The 18,609-nt window shown below is 69.1% G+C and carries 25 protein-coding genes and 1 pseudogene; 19 read left to right on the forward strand and 7 right to left on the reverse strand.

What is annotated here, in order from left to right; all coding sequences use genetic code 11:
• Positions 1 to 23 precede the first annotated feature (23 nt).
• Positions 24 to 356 (forward strand): ArsR/SmtB family transcription factor, encoded by a 333-nt coding sequence (locus BMY89_RS29440; RefSeq protein ID WP_092383776.1) that lies wholly within the window; start codon positions 24 to 26, stop codon positions 354 to 356.
• 130 nt (positions 357 to 486) lie between these two features.
• Here the strand turns inward: BMY89_RS29440 and BMY89_RS31235 are convergent, their stop codons facing one another.
• Positions 487 to 867 (reverse strand): alpha/beta fold hydrolase, encoded by a 381-nt coding sequence (locus tag BMY89_RS31235; RefSeq protein ID WP_232521619.1) that lies wholly within the window; start codon positions 865 to 867, stop codon positions 487 to 489.
• 149 nt (positions 868 to 1,016) lie between these two features.
• On the opposite strand from BMY89_RS31235, the gene BMY89_RS29450 reads away from it, so the two are divergent.
• The 4 genes from BMY89_RS29450 to BMY89_RS29465 all read left to right on the forward strand — a co-directional run bounded on the left by BMY89_RS29450 (position 1,017) and on the right by BMY89_RS29465 (position 3,380).
• Positions 1,017 to 1,400: a DUF2089 domain-containing protein gene (locus BMY89_RS29450; RefSeq protein WP_232521620.1), complete on the forward strand. Its 384-nt coding sequence runs from the start codon at positions 1,017 to 1,019 to the stop codon at positions 1,398 to 1,400.
• On the forward strand, positions 1,397 to 1,657 hold the full coding sequence (locus BMY89_RS29455) for a hypothetical protein (RefSeq protein WP_092383741.1): 261 nt from the start codon (positions 1,397 to 1,399) through the stop codon (positions 1,655 to 1,657). Before BMY89_RS29450 ends, BMY89_RS29455 begins: the two co-directional genes overlap by 4 nt.
• Before the next feature lie 28 nt (positions 1,658 to 1,685).
• Positions 1,686 to 2,117, forward strand: coding sequence for an SHOCT-like domain-containing protein (locus BMY89_RS29460; protein WP_092383743.1), 432 nt, complete (start codon positions 1,686 to 1,688; stop codon positions 2,115 to 2,117).
• Between the two features lie 474 nt (positions 2,118 to 2,591).
• Positions 2,592 to 3,380 (forward strand): class I SAM-dependent methyltransferase, encoded by a 789-nt coding sequence (locus tag BMY89_RS29465; RefSeq protein WP_092383744.1) that lies wholly within the window; start codon positions 2,592 to 2,594, stop codon positions 3,378 to 3,380.
• 30 nt (positions 3,381 to 3,410) lie between these two features.
• On the opposite strand, the gene BMY89_RS29470 is transcribed toward BMY89_RS29465, so the two are convergent.
• Positions 3,411 to 3,743: a DUF952 domain-containing protein gene (locus BMY89_RS29470; RefSeq protein ID WP_092383778.1), complete on the reverse strand. Its 333-nt coding sequence runs from the start codon at positions 3,741 to 3,743 to the stop codon at positions 3,411 to 3,413.
• Between the two features lie 111 nt (positions 3,744 to 3,854).
• Between BMY89_RS29470 and BMY89_RS29475 the strand changes: the two genes are divergently transcribed.
• The gene (locus BMY89_RS29475; RefSeq protein ID WP_198414183.1) at positions 3,855 to 4,331 is read left to right on the forward strand and encodes a GNAT family N-acetyltransferase; all 477 of its coding nucleotides are present in this window, start codon (positions 3,855 to 3,857) and stop codon (positions 4,329 to 4,331) included.
• A 69-nt stretch (positions 4,332 to 4,400) separates the two neighbouring features.
• A complete protein-coding gene (locus BMY89_RS29480; protein WP_092383746.1) occupies positions 4,401 to 5,111 on the forward strand; it encodes a DNA alkylation repair protein in 711 nt (236 codons plus the stop codon).
• A gap of 69 nt (positions 5,112 to 5,180) precedes the next feature.
• Here BMY89_RS29480 and map read toward each other — a convergent pair whose 3' ends face one another.
• Positions 5,181 to 5,951 (reverse strand): type I methionyl aminopeptidase, encoded by a 771-nt coding sequence (gene map / locus BMY89_RS29485; RefSeq protein WP_092383748.1) that lies wholly within the window; start codon positions 5,949 to 5,951, stop codon positions 5,181 to 5,183.
• A 65-nt stretch (positions 5,952 to 6,016) separates the two neighbouring features.
• On the opposite strand from map, the gene BMY89_RS29490 reads away from it, so the two are divergent.
• The 7 genes from BMY89_RS29490 (at position 6,017) to BMY89_RS29520 (ending at position 11,893) form a co-directional block, all read left to right on the forward strand.
• On the forward strand, positions 6,017 to 6,319 hold the full coding sequence (locus BMY89_RS29490) for a helix-turn-helix domain-containing protein (RefSeq protein WP_092383750.1): 303 nt from the start codon (positions 6,017 to 6,019) through the stop codon (positions 6,317 to 6,319).
• An 88-nt stretch (positions 6,320 to 6,407) separates the two neighbouring features.
• Positions 6,408 to 6,755, forward strand: coding sequence for an ArsR/SmtB family transcription factor (locus tag BMY89_RS29495; RefSeq protein ID WP_092383752.1), 348 nt, complete (start codon positions 6,408 to 6,410; stop codon positions 6,753 to 6,755).
• Positions 6,752 to 7,225, forward strand: coding sequence for an SRPBCC family protein (locus tag BMY89_RS29500; protein WP_092383754.1), 474 nt, complete (start codon positions 6,752 to 6,754; stop codon positions 7,223 to 7,225). Before BMY89_RS29495 ends, BMY89_RS29500 begins: the two co-directional genes overlap by 4 nt.
• Positions 7,203 to 7,559 (forward strand): nuclear transport factor 2 family protein, encoded by a 357-nt coding sequence (locus BMY89_RS29505; protein ID WP_092383756.1) that lies wholly within the window; start codon positions 7,203 to 7,205, stop codon positions 7,557 to 7,559. Before BMY89_RS29500 ends, BMY89_RS29505 begins: the two co-directional genes overlap by 23 nt.
• Positions 7,560 to 7,792: 233 nt before the next feature.
• A complete protein-coding gene (locus BMY89_RS29510; protein ID WP_092383758.1) occupies positions 7,793 to 8,884 on the forward strand; it encodes an LLM class flavin-dependent oxidoreductase in 1,092 nt (363 codons plus the stop codon).
• Between the two features lie 232 nt (positions 8,885 to 9,116).
• Complete coding sequence (locus tag BMY89_RS29515; protein ID WP_092383760.1) at positions 9,117 to 10,988, forward strand: LLM class flavin-dependent oxidoreductase; 1,872 nt, start codon at positions 9,117 to 9,119, stop codon at positions 10,986 to 10,988.
• Positions 10,985 to 11,893 (forward strand): LLM class flavin-dependent oxidoreductase, encoded by a 909-nt coding sequence (locus tag BMY89_RS29520; protein WP_092383762.1) that lies wholly within the window; start codon positions 10,985 to 10,987, stop codon positions 11,891 to 11,893. The genes BMY89_RS29515 and BMY89_RS29520 overlap by 4 nt, the downstream gene beginning before the upstream one ends.
• A gap of 69 nt (positions 11,894 to 11,962) precedes the next feature.
• Here the strand turns inward: BMY89_RS29520 and BMY89_RS29525 are convergent, their stop codons facing one another.
• The 3 genes from BMY89_RS29525 to BMY89_RS29535 form a co-directional block, all read right to left on the reverse strand.
• A complete protein-coding gene (locus BMY89_RS29525) occupies positions 11,963 to 12,493 on the reverse strand; it encodes a MarR family winged helix-turn-helix transcriptional regulator (RefSeq protein ID WP_092383764.1) in 531 nt (176 codons plus the stop codon).
• A gap of 102 nt (positions 12,494 to 12,595) precedes the next feature.
• On the reverse strand, positions 12,596 to 13,633 hold the full coding sequence (locus BMY89_RS29530; protein ID WP_092383766.1) for a HEAT repeat domain-containing protein: 1,038 nt from the start codon (positions 13,631 to 13,633) through the stop codon (positions 12,596 to 12,598).
• A complete protein-coding gene (locus BMY89_RS29535) occupies positions 13,627 to 14,304 on the reverse strand; it encodes a HEAT repeat domain-containing protein (RefSeq protein WP_198414184.1) in 678 nt (225 codons plus the stop codon). Before BMY89_RS29535 ends, BMY89_RS29530 begins: the two co-directional genes overlap by 7 nt.
• Positions 14,305 to 14,402: 98 nt before the next feature.
• On the opposite strand from BMY89_RS29535, the gene BMY89_RS29540 reads away from it, so the two are divergent.
• The 3 genes from BMY89_RS29540 to BMY89_RS29550 all read left to right on the forward strand — a co-directional run bounded on the left by BMY89_RS29540 (position 14,403) and on the right by BMY89_RS29550 (position 16,083).
• Complete coding sequence (locus tag BMY89_RS29540) at positions 14,403 to 14,573, forward strand: hypothetical protein (RefSeq protein WP_232521621.1); 171 nt, start codon at positions 14,403 to 14,405, stop codon at positions 14,571 to 14,573.
• A gap of 31 nt (positions 14,574 to 14,604) precedes the next feature.
• Entirely contained in the window at positions 14,605 to 14,871 is a 267-nt protein-coding gene (locus BMY89_RS31650; protein ID WP_372433342.1) for a LacI family DNA-binding transcriptional regulator, read from the forward strand.
• Between the two features lie 108 nt (positions 14,872 to 14,979).
• Complete coding sequence (locus BMY89_RS29550) at positions 14,980 to 16,083, forward strand: glycoside hydrolase family 53 protein (protein ID WP_092383770.1); 1,104 nt, start codon at positions 14,980 to 14,982, stop codon at positions 16,081 to 16,083.
• A gap of 76 nt (positions 16,084 to 16,159) precedes the next feature.
• On the opposite strand, the gene BMY89_RS29555 is transcribed toward BMY89_RS29550, so the two are convergent.
• Positions 16,160 to 16,834, reverse strand: coding sequence for a nucleotidyltransferase domain-containing protein (locus BMY89_RS29555; protein ID WP_092383772.1), 675 nt, complete (start codon positions 16,832 to 16,834; stop codon positions 16,160 to 16,162).
• 206 nt (positions 16,835 to 17,040) lie between these two features.
• On the opposite strand from BMY89_RS29555, the gene BMY89_RS29560 reads away from it, so the two are divergent.
• Together BMY89_RS29560 and BMY89_RS30190 are read left to right on the forward strand one after the other, a co-directional pair.
• A complete protein-coding gene (locus tag BMY89_RS29560; RefSeq protein ID WP_092383774.1) occupies positions 17,041 to 18,123 on the forward strand; it encodes a lytic polysaccharide monooxygenase auxiliary activity family 9 protein in 1,083 nt (360 codons plus the stop codon).
• Between the two features lie 304 nt (positions 18,124 to 18,427).
• Positions 18,428 to 18,609: pseudogene (locus BMY89_RS30190) on the forward strand (hypothetical protein); the annotation flags it as partial.

An 18,609-nucleotide genomic window follows, 5' to 3' on the forward strand; every position in this document is an offset into this window, starting at 1 on the left:
CAGCGAAGACCGCCTCACCAGCCATCTCACCACTCGCCGGCGAACCCATAAAACGCGCCGACGCCGAAAAACTCGCCGGAGTCCTCAAAGCATTCGCCGACCCCGCCCGACTCCGCCTACTCAGCCTCATCCAATCCGCCCCCAACGGCGAAGCATCCGTCAGCGACCTCACCGCACCACTCGGCCTCTCCCAACCCACCGTCAGCCACCACCTCCGCATCCTCACCGAAGCCGGCCTCCTCGAACGCGACAAGCGCGGCGTATGGGCCTACTACCGCCTCGTACCCACCGCCATCGCCGCCATCGCCGACCTACTCACCCCACCCCGCAAACGACCCACCAAGAAAACCCGCTGAGCGGCGCTGGCGAGGGCGCACCCTCCGGTCAGCGGTTGATCCGCTCCGCGCCCCAGGCCAGCAGTGCCCTCGTGTAGTCAGGGCTGATGGCTTCGAGGACACCGGTCGCACCGACGGTCGGTGAGTGGGTTCAGCCGGCGAGCCGACGTACGGTCAGGTCGTCGGTGCCGGCGGCACGACGCCACACGGCGACGCTCTCCTCGGCCGGGGTCCATTCGTCGGACTCGCCGTAGCCGTGCAGGAGCAACTGCTGCGCCGTCCCGTACCGCATCTGCGCCGCCGGGCTCACGCCGCTGGTGGCGACCAGGACGAGGAAGGCGATCAACTCGGGCCGGCGGGCCGCGACCGCGGATGCCGCCCACGCGCCCTGACTCCAACCCCACAGACCCACTGGCACGTCGCCGACCCGGCGGCGCAGTTCCGCGACGGCCGCCACAGCATCGTCGGCCTGGACGGCGAACGGCACGTCGCCCTGCTCACGTGGACGGCGGTCGAAGCGCAGCACCGCCACGCCGGCCGGGGTAACCTCGCGCGCCGACCCCGCTCGCAGCAACGGCCACTGCGCGCGGGCACGACGGCCACTCCCCTCCAGATTAAGAAAGTTAAGCTCTGCGCATTGAGAAGTTGATAAAGTTAAGGTACAAATCAATAGTAAGCACCGTGCCGAGCGGACGGGAGACAAGGGTGGAGTGGCAGGAGCTGACGGACCTGACGCGCGGACAGCGGTTCGTGGTCGAACGCGTCCGCCTCGGCAACGGCGTCGTGGTCGAGGGTCAGTTCGAGCCGCCGCAGTTGGCTCAGCTCAGCGCCGACGACCAGGTGTTCGTCGCCGCGTTCGTACGGTCGCACGGTTCGATCAAGGAGATGGAGCGGATCTTCGGGGTGAGCTACCCGACGATCAAGTCCCGGCTGAACCGGATCGCCGAGCACCTCGACTTCGTCGACACCGATCCGGTGCCCACCGGCGCCGACGTCGTCGACCGCCTACGGCGAGGCGAGATCAGCGTCCAGGAGGCGCTGGCCGAGTTGGCGAGGTCCCGATGATCCCGCAACTGGTGACGGTACGCCGTCGTCGTCGCGACGGCCGGTGGTCGCGGCTGTTCGTCCCGGTCCTGCCGGTACTGCTGGTGCTGTCACCGCTGCTGCTGCTCGCCGTGCTCGTCGCACTGGTCGCCTGCCTCGTCTTCCGGGTGAGCGCGGTGGGCGCGCTGCGCGGCACCGGGCAACTGCTGTGCGCGCTGCCGGGCACCCGGTTCGAGATCGAGCACGGCCGGACCGCCGTGTCGGTCAGCGTCAGATGAGGATGAGTCAAGAGAGGGTGGAGCAACCATGAACGAGCAACGCCGCCAGATCCTGCAGATGCTGGCCGAGGGCAAGATCACTGCGGACGAGGCCGAGCGGCTGATCGACGCCCTCGAACGAGAGCAGCCCGAGTCGCCGTCGGGGGCCACACCCCGCCTGAAACCCCGGCCCAAGTACCTGCGCGTGGTGGTGAGCTCGGAGGACAACTTCGGCGGCGACGGGCCAGGCCGGGTCAATGTCCGGGTCCCGCTACAACTGCTGCGCGCCGGGGTCCGGCTCACGAGCCTCATTCCTGCGCAGGCGCTCACCCAGGTCAACGCGGAGCTGAGCAAGTCAGGGGTACCGATCGACCTCACCCAGCTCAAGCCGCAGCACATCGAGGAGCTCATCGAGCAGCTCGACGACGTCACCATCGACGTCGACCAGCCCGACGCCAAGGTGCAGGTGTTCTGCGAGTGACACCGGCACAGCCGGACGCTCTACCAGGTCCTCCGGCTCGGAGAAGTCGTAGGCCGGCACGTGCGCCTGCTCCTCGTCGGTCAGGGCATAGCGGGTGCCGTTCGCGGCCGACCGAGCCTCCGCCGCCGCGTAGACCTCGCGGCTGCGCCGGACGGACGCCGGCGTCCTGAGCTCGAAGACGTAGTGGGAGTCGCCGTCCGTGCACACCGGCCACGGTTCGTCGGCCGGCCAGAGTAGCGGGCCGCCCACCGAGCTGTCGGCGCCCGTGGGCGTGCCGGGCCGGGGATGCAGCCGCGTGGCCGTCGCCGAATGCTCTCGCAGCTCCGTGAACAGTTCGGTGATGTCCACGGTGCGCGGCGGCGTGGTGCGAGTCATGGTCGCCGATCATAGGGTCATCGACCAGGGTGGGATTCGATCTGTCGGCTGCGAGCAGAATCGCTCGTACTTCGTCGCCAGCTGAACGAGGCTGGCGGCATGGGAGCGGGTTTCAGCGGTGCGGTGGCGAGCTACTACGCCAGGCACCGGCGTGGCTATCCACCTGAGGTCATCGACACGGTCGTCGAGGCGTTCGGGCTCGGCGTAGACGACCTGGTGATCGACCTCGGCTGCGGCACCGGCCAGTTGAGTCTGCCGCTCGCCGCCCGGGTGGGGGCCGTCGTCGGGGTGGACCCGGAGCCGGACATGCTGGCCCTGGCCCGGCCGGCCGCGCAGGATGCGGGCAGGGACAACGCCGCGTGGCTGCTCGGCAGCGACCGAGACCTGCCCGTGCTGGGCCGGGTGCTCGGTAACCGGGCGGTCGGCGCGTTGACGGTGGCCGTCGCCATTCACTTCATGGACCGCGCCACGCTGTTCCCTGCTGCCCGGCCGTTGCTGCGCCCCGGCGGCGGTGTCGCCGTGATCACCAACGGCACGCCGCTGTGGTTGCAGGACACCGCGTGGTCACGTGCGCTGCGTGGCAGCCTGGAGCGGCTGATCGGGCACCCGGTCACCGCGACCTGCCAGACCGACGAGGCGGGCCGCCGCCGCAACCGGGAAGCCCTCACCGCGGCCGGCTACCGATACGTGGAGTCGTCAGTTAGGTACGAGGCGCCGCTGACGATCGCCGACATGGTGGGCGGCGTGTTCTCCGCGATGTCCGGCGACGACCTGCCCTCCCCGCAGATCCGATCCGCGTTCGCCGACGACCTGCGGGCCGCCCTCGACGGCCAGGACAGCGTCACCGAGCAGGTCCGCGTCTGGCTGCAGCTCGGACTGCTCGATTGAGCGACGACGCCGACTCTCGCTGGCGGAGGGCTATTCGTTCGGAACCTGATGGTCCACCCGTGCCGCACCGGCGACGTGGTGCACTCCGGACACGGCCTCGACCGGCAACGCAGTGTAGACGTGCGGGTACGAGCCGCCCGGGGCGTCCTCCCACCGCACGGCGTCCCCGAGCGCGCAGGCGTCGATCGCGATCACGACGAGTTGCGGCTGCTCGCCGAACACACGGGCCGCCGTGCCGGGCAGCTGAGCCCGCGACGAGCAGTGGATGAACCCGCTGTCTCGATCGAACGGCGAGCCGTCGAACCTGCCGGCGGCTTGGAACTCGGCCCATTCGCTGGGCAACAAGATCTTGTAGATCAGCACGCCGCCATCCTGCCAGCGCATCAGCAGCGGGACGCCGGATTTCCGACCGCTTCGACTGGCACCACGCGATCGGCACCATCCATGTCCTGAAGCGTCGGCCACAATCGGCTGGTGAGGATCGCCAGAATCGAGCCCGGCAGGTACGAGCCGCTGGCGCGGGTACTGCTGGAGGTACAGCGAGCGGCGTACGCGGTGGAGGCGTCGATCATCGGCGATGATCGGATTCCACCCTTGCACGAGACGCTCGACGAGCTGCGAGGGGCGCCGCTGAGATGGCTCGGCGCCTTCCACGACCGACGACTGATCGGCGCGACAGCGTGGTCCGAGGAGCGTTCGGAGGTGGACATCGACCGGCTCGTCGTCGACCCGGCGGCGCACCGGCGAGGGGCCGGGAGGGCGTTGGTGTGCGAGGTTCTCGCTTCAGCCGGTCAACGCCGGACCATCGTCTCCACGGGTAGCGCGAATCTGCCGGCGAGGACCCTGTACGAGGGCCTCGGCTTCGTACAGGTCGGTGAGCGGGAAGTCATCCCGCGCCTCTGGGTCACGCGATATGCCCATCACCCGATGCCCGCCCAACCACCGCCGTGACGTCGAGGTGAGCGCGGGGTTGGGTAGGCAGCACGGGAGGCGCCCGCGATCGCGATAGGTTGCACAGTCATGGCCAGCAGCGCGGACGTCCGTGACGAACTCGCCAGCCTCGCGGATCCGGCGCGGGCGGCGGGGACGAGCCGTTTTCTGCAGATGGCTCCGGGCGGGTACGGCGAGGGCGACCGGGTTATCGGAGTCTCCGTGCCGGATCAGCGTAAGGTGGCCGGCCGCTACTGGCGGGAGCTCTCCCTGGCCGAAACGGCGACGTTGCTGACCAGCGGCGTGCACGAGGAGAGGCTAACGTCGCTCTTCATCCTCGTGCGGAAGTTCGCCAAGGGGGACGAGGAGGAACGGGGCAGGGTCTTCCGCATGGTCCTGGCCAACACCGGCCATCTCAACAACTGGGATCTGGTCGACTCGTCCGCGCCGTACATCGTCGGCCCCTGGCTGATCGACAGGGACCGGAGCGTACTGGACCGGTTGGCCGAGTCGAGCCTGGTGTGGGATCGGCGGATCGCCGTCATGGCGACCTTCGCCTTCATCAGGGTCGGTGACTTCCATTGGACCTTCCGGCTCAGCGAACGGCTGCTACGCGACCCACACGACCTCGTCCACAAGGCGGTGGGCTGGATGCTGCGCGAGGTGGGCAACCGTGACCGCGCGGCGGAGGAGGAGTTCCTGGCGCGGTGTTACCGGACCATGCCACGGGTCATGCTGCGGTACGCGATCGAGAAGTTCGAACCGCAACGACGCAGGGAGTACCTGTCCGGTGCGGTCTAGACGTACCGACCGGGGACGTTGATCGATCTCCCCGGCTGCTGGAGGCCGGGGAACGCGGATGGCTGTCACCTACCTCGGCACAGTGAGAATCTCGGCTCCATCGTCGGTGATCGCGATCGTGTGCTCACTGTGCGCTGTCCGGCAGCCTGTCGCGCTTCGCAGTGTCCAGCCATCGGCATCGGTGACGAGCTCAGCGGTGTCGGCCATGACCCATGGCTCCAATGCCAGCAGCAGACCAGGGCGCAGCCGGTATCCGCGACCGGGCCGCCCCCTGTTCGGGACGTGCGGGTCCTGGTGCATCGTCGACCCGACGCCATGACCGCCGAACTCGGTGTTGATCAGATATCCCGCCTCGCTGAGGACCGATCCGATGGCATGGGAGATGTCACCGATGCGGGCTCCGGGACCGGCCGCGGCTATCCCTGCGCTCAATGCGCGCTCGGTCGCGTTGATCAATGCAACGCTCTCCGGGGGCTTCACGTCGCCCACGACGAAGCTGATGGCGGAGTCAGCGACCACACCCCCGTTGGAGACAGCGAGGTCGAGGGTCAGCAGATCGCCGTTGACAAGCGCGTAGTCATACGGCAGTCCGTGGAGCACGGCGTCATTGACTGACGTGCAGATGTAGTGGCCGAACGGCCCGCGCCCGAAGGACGGCTCGTAGTCGACATAGCAGGACTGCGCCCCGGCCTCAGTGATCATGGCCTTGGCCCACCGGTCGATGTCCAGGAGGTTCGTGCCGACCGCACTGCGGCTTTTCAGGGTCTGCAGAATGCCGGCGACCAGCGCTCCGGCGTCCTTCGCTCGCAGCAGGTCTGTGGGGTTCAGGATCTCGATCATGCGGCGCCCAACTCGTAAAACCAATAGGTATCCCGGCCATATTATCCCGGTACTAGAATCGGGGCATGGTCAGGTTGCCGCTCACCCCCGCGGAGGTCGAGCGCGGACAGCGCCTCGGCGCCCTCCTGCGTCGAGCCAGGGGACAGCGTTCGATGCTCGGCACCGCGCTGGCGGCAGGCGTCTCGCCGGAGACTCTTCGGAAGATCGAGTCCGGTCGCGTAGCCACCCCCGCCTTCCCCACCATCGCCGCGATCGCCGACGTCCTCGGCCTCTCCCTCGACACGGTCTGGTCGGAGATCAACCAGTCAGACGGCGGGCCCCTACTCACAGGATCGGGTCACGCCGTGGGCGAGCGGCTGGCCTCGTAGGTCTCGACCCCGCCGCTCCGTCGCACCACCGGACTCATCTTTGCAAACGACCGCTTGCGCAAACGTTGGTTTGCATTATGGTCGGGGCATGCCCTCCTCGCTCGTCGCCCCCGGCCCGGACCTCGACTCGACCTTCGCCGCCCTCGCAGACCCGGTCCGTCGCGCCTTGGTGACCCGGCTCGCGCACGGCGACGCCACCGTGGGAGAGCTCGCCGAACCGTTCGAGCTGACCCCGCAGGCAATCTCCCACCACGTCGGCGTCCTACGACGATGCGGCCTGGTCGAACAACGACGCGAGGGCACCAAACGCCCCTGCCGGCTGAAGGTCGATCAGCTCTCGCTGCTCGGCACCTGGCTCGACGGCCAGCGCCGCATCTGGAACGACCGGCTCGACGCCCTCGAACAGCACCTCACCGACGAGGGAGCGGCCAGTTGACCAGCGCAGAGCTCCGAGGCGACGAACTGGTCGCCGAGCGCCATCTCTCGGCAGCACCCGAACGCGTCTGGACCGCCTTCACCTCACCGTCAAGCATCGCGGCATTCTGGGGCGGTTCGCACGCCACCGTACCCCCGGACTCGGTGACCGTGGACCTGCGTCCCGGTGGAGAGTTCGCACTGGACACCCGCGCGCCGAACGGCGCCCACCGCCGGCTCCGGTTCGTCTACGTGAGCGTCGCCGCACCGCACGAGCTCGTGTTCGACGAGCCCGTCACCGGCCTCCGCACGACCGTCACCGTGAACCCCGCCGGCGACGGCACCCACCTCACAGTCCACCAGCGTCGACTTCCCCCCGAGCTCCAGACGACCCGAGCAGCCGACGGGCTCGCCTCGATCCTCGACGCCCTCGCCGCCCACCTGCAGCACCACCAGGACGGAGAACGCCATGACACAGACCACCCAACGTGACCTCGTCGCGCAGTACTTCGCCGGATTCCGGACCAGCGACCACCGGCGAATCCTCATGACCCTCACCGACGACGTCGAGTGGGTCATCCACGGCCACCGGAGGACCCGAGGCAAAGCCGAGTTCGACGACGAGATCGAGAATCCCGCATTCACCGGCAGCCCCGAGCTCGACGTCCAGCGCGTCTACGAGGACGGCCCGGTCGTCGTGACCACGGGCGAAGGCCGCGGCGTCAGCGTCGACAACGGACCGTTCCGCTTCGCCTTCAACGACCTGTTCACCTTCCGCGACGGGCTGATAGCTCGCGTCGACTCGTACGTCGTCCCGCTGCCCTGACTACCCCTGCCGCACTACCCCTGCCGCGAAGTGGCAGCCCTCGGGCCGGGAGGCGCAGGGCGCCGAGGGCACGACCGGCCCTCGGGCTCCGGCGGGCATCTGCGCGGCCTGGTCGGTGAAGGGATCAAGGGGCGGGTTGAGCACACCCGCAGCTGCCATCACTTACGTGTCCCAGCAAATGATATGCCGGGTAGAATATCTGTCTACCAGCAGACATCGAGGGGGCGCAGGCCATGGAACTGGGCATCGGGGCATTCGGGGACGCCAACTACGACCCCGCCACCGGGACACGCATCTCGGAGGCCCAGGCGATCCGCAATGTGGTGGAGTCCATCGTCGTGGCCGAGCAGGCCGGCCTTGACTGGTTCGGTGTCGGAGAGCACCACACACCGGAGTTTCCCGCTTCCTCCGCCGCACCGATTCTCGCCGCCGCGGCGGCCCAGACCACGCGCATCAAGCTCTCCAGCGCCGTCACCGTGCTCGGCACGGACGATCCGGTGCGCGTTTATGAGCAGTACTCGACCGTGGACGCCATCTCACACGGGCGGGTCGAAATGATCCCCGGCCGGGGATCATCCGTCGAGTCCTTCCCCCTCTTCGGTTACGACCTCCAGGATTACGATCGCCTGTTCGCCGAGAAGCTCGAGCTTCTGCTGGAGATCAACCGGTCCGCGCGGGTGACCTGGAGTGGCACCACCCGGCCCGCCCTCAACGGCGAGTACGTCCCGCCCCGCCCCGAGCATGGACCGATCCCGATCTGGCTGGGCGTCGGCGGGAACCCCAAATCCGCCATCCGCGCCGCCGCCCTCGGGCTCCCACTCGCGACCGGAGTCCTCGGCGGCAACGCGGTGCGCTCGGCGCCCCTCGCCGACCTGTACCGTCGCGCCGCCCAGGAGCTCGGCAACCCACCCGAGCAGACCCTGGTGATGCTCGGCTCCCCGGGCTTCCTCGCGAAAGACGGCAGGTCCGCCCGCGAGACGTGGTGGCCGCACTGGCATCAGTTCATGAAGGTCGTCGGCGAGCAGCGTGGCTTCCTCCCCCCGACTCGCGCTTCCTACGACAGGGACACCGGTCCCGGCGGCGGGCTGCTGATCGGCTCGCCAGAGGAGATCGCCGAGCGCATCCTCCACATGCACGAGCGTTGGGGCCACGTCAGGCAGTACATCCACATCGACACGGGAGCGCTGCCGCAGAAAGAGGTGCTCCGCGCCATCGAGCTGTTCGGCACCGAGGTCAGGCCGCTCGTGCAGGCCGAACTCGGCGCGACCACGGTCGACGAACTGATGGGCCGCCGGACCGTGGGGGCGCCACGCGTCGATCGTTGACAGGCGTTGATCAACGTGCGGCCGTCGACAACGGCTGTCGCGACAACGCCCCGACCAGCCACGGCCCGAGAAGCGATGTCCAGCCACTCTTATGCCCGGAATATAATATTGGCTGCCACGCATTGTATGGAGCGGTGACACCTGTCATCACCGGCACTCCAGCAGGCACTGGCGCGACCAAGCGGCAGACTGCCAGACCGCCGCCGTCCGGGATCGGAGATATGGGATGAAAATGGACATCGGCGTTGTCCTCGACGCATCAAGTCCGGCCGGCACCACGCGGGACGCGACCGCGCTGGCCCGCCTGGCGGAGAAGCGCGGTCTGGACCTGGTGGTCATCGCCGGCAACGAGGCGGCTGGACAGCCAGCCGGGCTGGACGTCTGGACGGCGGCGGCCTGGCTGGCGGGAGCGACGAGTCGGATCGGTATCGGTGTCGCCGTTGCTGCCCCCTCCTCCCCCGATCCGACCGACCCCGAGGCGCCGTACCCGAGCGTCGTCACCAAGGCTCAGGGCAGCCTCGACATCATGGCGGAGGGGCGAATCATCTCCGACCCCGCAGGATGGGTCGTCGCGCCGCGAGACGCGAAGCCGGAGGAGTTGGCCACCCTCGCCGGGGCCGGCCTGCCAGTAGTGGTCCCGGTGGACTCGAGCGAGGACATCGAGCGCCTCGCCGCGCTCGTGGCCGGTCCCGACGGCGGGAGCGCAGCCCGCCGCCGGCCGGCAGCGGCGCGTGCTCGCCGGCTGCCGACCATCGACTACGACGGCCTGCCGGCATCGCTCGCCGAGACGGCGATCGAGCCAGGTGATCCGGGCTACCGCGCCGTGTCCGCCACCTACCTGCGCGGCGGCGCTCCCGGTGTCGTGCTACGCCCTCGGACACCGGCGGAAGCCTCCGATGCGGTCGAGTTCGCCCGGCGACATCGGCACCTGCCGCTCGGCATCCGCAGCGCCGGCCATGGCATCAGCGGCCGCTCGACGAACCAGGGCGGGCTCGTGATCGACGTGAGCGCCATGAACACCATCGAGGTGCTGGACCCCGACCGCCGGCTCGTACGGATCGGTCCCGGAGCGACCTGGAAGCAGATCGCCGCAGCCCTGACCCCCTACGGATGGGCACTCGGCTCAGGGGACTACGGCGGCGTCGGCGTCGGTGGGCTCGCCACCGCGGCCGGGATCGGCCTACTCTCGCGCAGCCACGGCCTGACGATCGATCATCTCCGTTCGGTCGACCTCGTGCTCGCCGACGGCCGCCAGGTGCGGGCGAGCAGGGACGACAATCCGGAGCTGTTCTGGGCCGTTCGGGGAGCCGGGGCCAACTTCGGCATCGCCACGTCGTTCGAGTTCGAAGTCGACGAGGTCGGCGAGGTCGGTTGGGCGCAACTCGTGCTGCTGTCCACCGACATCGAGGAGTCGCTGCGCCGTTACGGCGAATTCGCGAGCACAGCGCCGAGAGACACGACGGTCTTCCTCGTCACCGGGCAGCCGCGCCAGGGCGTATCGAGCATCCAGCTCTACGCGGTGGTCGACAGCCCGGACCCCGACACCGTCGTCGAGCGCCTGACACCGTTCCTGGAACTCGGAACGCTCACCCGCCAACACGTGGTGATGACGCCATATTCGGGAGTCATGAGCAACGCCGCCGACATCGGGCCGGACGGCCATCAGGGATTCGGTGAACCGCACTCTCGATCGGCGTTCCTGCCCGCGCTGACGGCGGACTTCGCCCGCGATGCCGCAGCGATGCTCCGCAGCGGCGCTGTCTACTTCTTCGAACTACGCGCCATGGGCGGTGCGATCGCCGACCCTCCCCCGGATGAGGCGTCCTTCACCCATCGAGCGCCGGCATTCCAGCTGACCGCCATGGCCGGCAACAACCAGCGCCTCAACGCCGTATGGGAACCGCTTCGCCCGCATTTCGACGGTCTCTACCTGAGCTTCGAGACCGACCTCAACCCGAAGCGACTGCTCGACGCCTTCCCCGCACCGGTCCTGGAGCGCCTACGCGACCTCAAACGCCGCTACGACCCGGACAACCTCTTCCGGGACAACTTCAACATCGACCCGAAGCTCACCACACCGACTGCCAAGGAGGCCATCGCATGACCGACTACGGACACGACCTGCTCTTCGGCACCTTCGTCACACCCGTCGCACAGCAGGCCCGACAGGTTGTCGAGCTGGCAGTCACCGCAGACCGGGCCGGCCTCGACCTCGTCACCTTCCAGGACCACCCGTACCAGGCCTCATTCCTGGACACGTCGACCCTGCTCGCCTTCGCAGCGGGACGCACCGAGCGCATCCACCTCAGCGCCAACGTCACCAGCCTCCCCCTCCGGCCACCAGCTGTCCTGGCCCGGGCCTCGGCCTCGCTCGACCTGCTCAGCGGTGGCCGCTTCGAACTCGGCATCGGCGCCGGTGCGTTCTGGGACGGCATCGCCGCCATGGGGGGACGTCGGCTGACCGCCGCTCAGGGCGTCACCGCCCTGCGCGAGGGAATCGAGATCATCCGGGAGCTCTGGGACACCACCACCCCTGGTGGCGTGCGCTACGACGGTCAGTACTACTCGGTCAAGGGCGCCAAACGGGGACCTCGGCCCGCCCACGACATCCCGATCTGGGTCGGAGCGTACAAGCCCAAGATGCTCGCCCTCACCGGCTCGATCGCCGACGGATGGCTGCCCACGATCGAATACCTGCCCAGCGGCGCCGACTCCCTACCCGAGCTCAACGCGCGAATCGACACCGCGGCACACGACGCCGGCCGCGATCCGGCAGCCGTTCGACGGCTGATGAACTTCATGAAAGTACAGTTCTCGACCACTCCCAGCGGACTCCTCAACGGCCCGCCCGAGGCCTGGGTGGACCAGATTGCCGACCTGGCACTCACCCACGGCATCAGCGCCTTCATCATCGGCGGGGACGACCCGACGATCACCGAGCGTTTCGCCTCGGAGGTCGCACCAGCTGTACGCGCGATCGTCGAGCGCGAACGCACGGGCGTGGCCTGAGCGGCAGCAGAAGGAAACCCTAGATCCGGTTCGCGGCGGTCCTGCGCTGCCGACCCCGGCCGGCCTGGATCAGCGAGCGGAATGGTCCGCTGGGGGAAGGACGCTCTTCACCGCGACGCAGGGGTCCGTCCGGGGCGCGGCGGCATGGATCGCCTCGGCGGCACGCTCGGCGAGATCGCGGAAGACGTCGCGCTGCTCCTCGGGCAGCCCGCCCAGCACATGGTTCTCGGCGTGCGCAACGCGCTGCTCGGCGTCGGCGAGTGTCTGCCGGCCACGCCCGGTGGCCACGATCCGGCGGGCGCGCCGATCGCGTGGATCCAACTGGCGCTCGATGAGGCCGGCGTTCTCCAGATCATCGATGACGTACGTCAGGACGCTGCGGTCGATCACCAGGCGGGCCGCCAGGGCTCCCTGCGTCGGCACCTCCTCGTGGACGACCACGGCGAGGATGTGGTAGCCGCGACTGCCGTGCGGCAGATCCTGCAACGCCTCCTCGACGTACTCGTGCCAGCGCCGCAGCACCATGCCGAGAGACCAGCCGAAGCTCGACCCGCGCCTGCGGTCAGCCGGCAGCTCACACGGGTCGCTGGTGGCGGACATGCGTCCAACTTTACCCAGTCGCAACGTGTTGATCAGCCATGGGTTGTCCAGGAGGTGTCTGGCTGAGCCGGCCTCATCCTGCGCCGGTGGACGGTACGTCGACTACTGGTCCGCGGCTTCCTGGGTCCCCTCGTCCGGCCGTTGCTCGAGCACTTTCACGAGGGCCGAGGCGATGAGGGCCACCGGCCGATCATCGTCGTGGGTCAGTTGCCGCAGCAGGTCCAGCGCGATGGTCCCCGGCATCTCGGCGAGTGCCTGGGTCAGTCGCATCCGCACCGCCGAGTCCCCGGTGTGCGCGGCGAACTCGCCGACCAGCGCATCCATGATCCGGCCTGCCCACGTCGCGTCCCGCGCCAACGATCCCAGGATCTCGGCCGCCTCGACATCGTTCGGGCCCTCGACCACTGTGCAGATCAGTGTCGGCACGGCTCGGGTCACGCCCCGTGCGCCCAGTGCGAGAGCGGCATGTCTGCGGACCGTCGGGTCCGTGTCGCCGAGCGCGTCGGTGAGCAGCGCGGTCGCCTCGTCGTCGGGTAGCTCGGCGAGCGCCAGGACCCCGCGCCGGCGGACGTCGACGTCGTTGGAGGCCATGCCGGGTGCCAGGCCCGCCACACCGTCACGGCCGGCTCGCGCGAGGGCCCACCGCAGGGCCCCGGCAACGTTCGGGTCCGACTCGGTGAGGACCGCCTCGGCCAGCAGTTCGGCGGGAACCGTCGCGTGCTCGGCCGGGGCCAGGACGGCCTGCTGTCGCCGCGCGGCACTGGGCGAACCGAGTCCGTGCAGAAGCTCGACGATGCGCGCGACATCCTGCCACCCGGCTGGCCCGGCCGCATCGACCGCACGGAGCCGCTCAAGGAGCTCGTGTTCCCGGTTCAGTCGCTCTTCGGTCTTCCGGATCAGGTCGCCGACCAGCGCGGACGGGGCGAAGTCGGTGTCGTCGAGAGTGCGTGCGATCTGGCGCAGCGACAGTCCCAGGGATCGCAGACCCTCCACGTGGAAGATCCGCCGGACGTCGTCGGCGGTGTACTCCCGGTAGCCGCCCAGGGTGCGGCCGGTCGGCCGCACCAACCCGAGGGAGTCGTAGTGCCGGAGCATCCGGGCGCTCACTCCCGAGCGGAGCGCCACCTCGCCGATCAGCACGCCTGCGTCTCCTCCCGGTCCGGGCCGAGGGCGAAGACCCTTCTCGCTTCGTCGACGGCGAGGTCGAACCCGGCATCCGGGTCGCGCAGGAGTCGTTCCGTGGCGCCGGCATGCGCACGTACCGCGGGGTCGTGCCGGGTCATCGCCGCTCGCAGGACCGGCTCGACCACGTCGCCGAGCGCGACGAGGGCACGGCTCAGGCTCAGCCGTACCTCCCGGTCACCGCGACCGAACTGCGCGGCCAACTTCGTGGCCAGCGCTTCCTTCTCCCCGTCGGGTACGAGTACGACGGCGGCGCGCCATGCGCTGCGCGCGACCTCGTCGTCGGCGTCGTGCAGCAATGACGACGTGATCGCGGGCCACGCGTCGCTGTCGCCGATCTTGGACAGGGTGTGCAACGCCTGGCTGCGGGCCTGCGTGCTGCCGGAATCGAGCTCCGCACGCAGCTTCGGCACCGTGATCTCCGACGGGAGACGGGTGAGCGCCCAGGTGAGCATGTCACGCACGAAGAAGTCCGGTTCGATCGCGCACCGTGCCACGAGCGCATCGACGAAACCCGGCTCGGGATCCGTACCGATTGCCAGGGCCGCCTTGAGCCGCGTCGACGAGTTCCCGGCGGCCAACGCGTCGAGCAGTCGGGCGTCCGGTGAATGCGGCTGTGCCGAGTTGATGGGGACCACCTCCGTCAACCAGTCAAGGGCTTGTCACAGTGACAATGTCAAGCCCACCGGCCAGGTCGACGGATCTGGCCGGCTGCTGATCACCGGGCGTGGCCACGGTGGGCCTCGACGGGCTGCTCAACCAGGGCGCGTCCCAGCCCGCCGTGTACTCCTCGGTGGTCACCAGGGCGCTGCTGTCCATCGTCCCGCTCGTCGCCCTCTTTCTCGGCCTGCAACGCTACTGGCGGGTCGACCTGGGCGCCGGCGCCGTCAAGGGGTGAGGGCCGGATGGCAGAGACTATGATCCCCATCGTGTCGACCTCGCCCGCGACGGCGCGCAAGCGGCCCACCATCCGCGACGTGGCGCGCGAGGCCGGGGTCTCTTACGCCACCGTCTCCCGCGTCCTCAACAGCCGGGAATGGGTCAGCCCGGCGGCGGTCCGGGCCGTCCGGGAGGCCATCGCCCGCACCGGCTACACGGTCCGGCTGCTCACCGACGTCATCGCCGGGCGCAGCCCACTGTCCATCACCGTACCCACCCGCCTGGTCATCCGGGCGTCCTCCCCCGCGCCGGCCTGAGTCGCCGGCGCACCCACCACCACCTCACCTGGTACCGAGACCGTCCGGCAGTCCCGCCGGACGAGCCCGCTCCGGCGGGCACCGCATCCCTTCATGTGAAGGAGCGCCATGAAACCGTCCCTCCGGGCCCTCGCGGCGGTGGTCGTCCTCGCGGCCCCGCTGGCCCTGACCGCGCCCGCCCAGGCGGCCAACACCCTCACCATGCGCGGCGCCGACGTCTCGTCCCTGCAACGCAGCCTCGACCTCGGCGCGCGCTACTACGACGGCGCCGGCGCGCAGGCCAACCCCTACGACATCCTTGCCAGCAAGGGCGTCAACTACCTGCGGCTGCGCATCTGGAACAACCCGACCAGCGGCTACAACAACAAGGCCAAGGTGCTCCAGCAGGCCAGGGCGATCAAGGCCAAGGGTTTCAAGCTGCTGATCGACTTCCACTACTCGGACACCTGGGCCGATCCGGGCAAGCAGTACCCGCCCGCGGCCTGGGCCAACCACTCGCTGAGCCAGCTGCAGAGCGACGTCTACAACTACACCTACGAGGTGTGCACCGCGCTCAAGGCACAGGGCACCACCCCGGACGCGGTACAGATCGGCAACGAGATCAACGTGGGCATGCTGTGGCCCACCGGGCAGGTCGTCAACAACGACTTCGCCCCGCTGGCCAGCCTGCTCAAGCAGGGCTACCGGGCCACCAAGGCGTGCAACGGCGGCACCCAGGTGTGGATCCACACGGCGAACGCGGACAGCAACGCCAACGCCCGCTGGTTCTACGACGGGATCAGGGCGCAGGGCGTGACCTGGGACGTCACCGCGCTGTCCTACTACTGCATGTGGCACGGCACGCTGGCCAACCTCTACAACGTGATCGCCGACGTGAAGTCCCGCTACGGCAGGTCGGTGGTGATCGCCGAGACGGCGTACCCGTTCACCACCGCCGACGCCGACCACCAACCGAACGTGATCCCCGGTACCGCGCGCTGCGACAACATCCCGGCCACCTGGGCCGGGCAGGCGCAGCAGTTCAGCTGGGTGCAGAACACCGCACGCAACGCCGGCGCGGTGGGCGTCTTCTACTGGGAACCGACCTGGTACGCGATCCGTGGCAACGGCTGGGATCCGGCGGACATCAACGGGACCGGCAACGGCTGGGACAACATGGCCGTCTTCGACTGGTCCGGGCGGGTCAACCCACACCTGTACTGGACCCCGTGACTCCCCCGCCGGGCCCGGGAGTCGCCACCGGGCCCGGCGGGCTCAGCGCAGGCGGTCGCGGCGGCACCTCGGGTGGTCACTGCAGGTTCCTCTCCCGTACGGCGGTGAGCAGCCGATCCACGGCATCCCGGTCGGGCTGTTCCGGCAGTGTGGTGGTGGCGGCAGCGTCGGCGAGTTCGGCGAGCAGTTCCGTCGCCCAGGCGACGCACATCTCCCAGGGCAGCTCGCCGCGCCGCACCGCGAGCAGCCGGTCACGCAGGTGCCGTACGTCGACCAGGATCTCCCCGGTCCGCAGCACGTGCACTCCGGCGACCAGCAACCGGATCATGTGCATGGCCTGCTTGTGGTTCGTCTCGCCGGTGCGTTGGCGGCGGGCCGCCACCCGATCGAGCTGATCCCGGGCGTAGCTGCCGTACGTCTGCGCCACCCGACGCGACAGGAACGCCCGACGCGCCGCCAGCAACCGTTCCCCGTCTGCGGTGATCGTCTCGATCAGCGGAGACCAGAGCACCTCCAGGACAGTCGGGTTGCCCTGCAGGGCAAGCACGCAGAAGCGCTCGAACTCCCAGGAGAACTGCTCCGCCGCCGGCCCGTCGAGGTGGGTGGGCGGCTTGTCCAGGTGCCAGAACGCCCGGGTCGGCGCCACAAAGACACCACGTCGGTCGTAGTCGGAGCCTGGCCGGTCCAGCCCGTACGCCCGGGACCCCACCACCACGGCCAGGGCGGTACGTCGCTCGACAAGCTCGATCACGTCCGGAGTCTAGGTGGCCCCTTATGCATCGGTATCGTTTTACATCGACAGTTATCTCTACTACTATCTCGATTGGGAGCCGCCAAGCCGTGGCAGGCAGCAATGCCGCCTACCTCTCAAGATCGCTCGAACCGATCGGCGTCTACTCCTTCCGGGTTGGGCACCCAGTGAGGGGCACCGGCGTCGGCGCATCTACTGGAGCATTGATGAAACTCTCACGAACAGCACGCCGTCTGGGACTAGGCGCGGTCGCAGTTCTCCTCGCCTCGTTCACGATGGTCGTCGTCAACCAGGCCGGCCCGGCCTCGGCGCACGGATCGGTCACCAACCCGCCGTCGCGCAACTACGGCTGCTGGGAACGCTGGGGTTCCGACCACCTCAACCCCAGCATGGCCCAGAGCGACCCGATGTGCTGGCAGGCCTGGCAGGCCAACCCGAACACCATGTGGAACTGGAACGGCCTGTACCGCGAGAACGTCGGCGGCAACCACCAGGCCGCCGTCCCGAACGGACAGCTGTGCAGCGGCGGTCGCACCCAGGGCGGCCTGTACGCCTCGCTCGACGCGGTCGGCGCGTGGACGGCGAAGCCGATGCCGAACAACTTCACCCTGACCCTGACCGACGGCGCCCGGCACGGCGCCGACTACATGCTGATCTACATCACCAGGCAGGGCTTCGACCCGACCACCCAACCCCTCACCTGGAACAACCTCGAACTGGTGCTCCGCACCGGCAGCTACCCGACCACCGGGCTCTACGAGGCCCAGGTGAACGCGGGCAGCCGCACCGGACGGCACGTCGTCTACACGATCTGGCAGGCGTCCCACCTCGACCAGCCGTACTACATCTGCAGTGACGTGACCTTCGGGGGCGGCAGCAACCCGCCGCCCACCACCCCGCCGCCCACCACGCCGCCGCCCACCACGCCGCCGCCGAGCACGCCGCCGCCGAGCACCCCGCCGCCGAGCACCCCGCCGCCGGCCGGCAACGGTGCCTGCACCGCCACCTACCGCAAGACCAACGAGTGGTCCGGTGGCTTCGGCGCCGAGGTCACCGTCCGGGCCGGCAACGCCGCCATCTCCGGGTGGACGGTGAACTGGACCTGGCCCAACGGCCAGAGCATCACCAACTCCTGGAACGCGACGGTAACCTCAAGCGGTTCGTCGGTCACCGCGTCGAACGCCGGCTACAACGGTTCCCTGAGCGCCAACAGCACCACCAACTTCGGCTTCAACGCCTCCTGGAACGGCACCAACTCCACACCCACCCTTACCTGCACCGCGAGGTAACCGCACCCGCGACGGGGGCGGCGCAGACCAGCGCCGCCCCCGTCGGCATGAGCGAGGATTGTCGATGTTGCCGAGGTGGGTTCGAGCGTGTTGAAATGGCTCGTATCGCCGCAGCGTCGGGGGCAACCGCGCTGAGCACGGCTCGCACGGGAGCACCGCAGCGCCGGCAGCGCGCCACCCTTGGCAGACGCTCGCGCGCCGCAGTACCGGGCCACCTCCACGACGACGGACCACCCTCCCCGGGCAGACGTCCGTCCGATGCGCTCGGCCAACACCAGCACCGGCGACGAGGTGAAAGGCGATCATGAATACCCGGCAACACATCACCAGGTGGTCCCGAAACCCCTTCGTGTGGATGGAGGTGGCCCTGCTCGCCGTATCCATCGGCACGGTCGCCCTGGTCACCTCGACCACCACCGCGACAGAACCAGCAGACCTCCACCAGCAGATCCTGACCCAGATGCGCACCACCCTCGAACAGTCGGA

Origin of the sequence: Micromonospora phaseoli, assembly GCF_900109115.1 — a bacterium.
Lineage (GTDB): Bacteria > Actinomycetota > Actinomycetes > Mycobacteriales > Micromonosporaceae > Micromonospora > Micromonospora phaseoli.

Coding starts and splice junctions, on each gene's coding strand:
- BMY89_RS29495 (WP_092383752.1), top strand. CDS start 6,408: ATGCCCTCCTCGCTCGTCGCCCCCGGCCCGGACCTCGACTCGACCTTC.
- BMY89_RS29465 (WP_092383744.1), top strand. CDS start 2,592: ATGGGAGCGGGTTTCAGCGGTGCGGTGGCGAGCTACTACGCCAGGCAC.
- BMY89_RS29550 (WP_092383770.1), top strand. CDS start 14,980: ATGAAACCGTCCCTCCGGGCCCTCGCGGCGGTGGTCGTCCTCGCGGCC.
- BMY89_RS29515 (WP_092383760.1), top strand. CDS start 9,117: ATGGACATCGGCGTTGTCCTCGACGCATCAAGTCCGGCCGGCACCACG.
- BMY89_RS29460 (WP_092383743.1), top strand. CDS start 1,686: ATGAACGAGCAACGCCGCCAGATCCTGCAGATGCTGGCCGAGGGCAAG.
- BMY89_RS29455 (WP_092383741.1), top strand. CDS start 1,397: ATGATCCCGCAACTGGTGACGGTACGCCGTCGTCGTCGCGACGGCCGG.
- BMY89_RS29480 (WP_092383746.1), top strand. CDS start 4,401: ATGGCCAGCAGCGCGGACGTCCGTGACGAACTCGCCAGCCTCGCGGAT.
- map (WP_092383748.1), bottom strand. CDS start 5,951: ATGATCGAGATCCTGAACCCCACAGACCTGCTGCGAGCGAAGGACGCC.
- BMY89_RS29525 (WP_092383764.1), bottom strand. CDS start 12,493: ATGTCCGCCACCAGCGACCCGTGTGAGCTGCCGGCTGACCGCAGGCGC.
- BMY89_RS29505 (WP_092383756.1), top strand. CDS start 7,203: ATGACACAGACCACCCAACGTGACCTCGTCGCGCAGTACTTCGCCGGA.
- BMY89_RS29510 (WP_092383758.1), top strand. CDS start 7,793: ATGGAACTGGGCATCGGGGCATTCGGGGACGCCAACTACGACCCCGCC.
- BMY89_RS29560 (WP_092383774.1), top strand. CDS start 17,041: ATGAAACTCTCACGAACAGCACGCCGTCTGGGACTAGGCGCGGTCGCA.
- BMY89_RS29490 (WP_092383750.1), top strand. CDS start 6,017: ATGGTCAGGTTGCCGCTCACCCCCGCGGAGGTCGAGCGCGGACAGCGC.
- BMY89_RS29520 (WP_092383762.1), top strand. CDS start 10,985: ATGACCGACTACGGACACGACCTGCTCTTCGGCACCTTCGTCACACCC.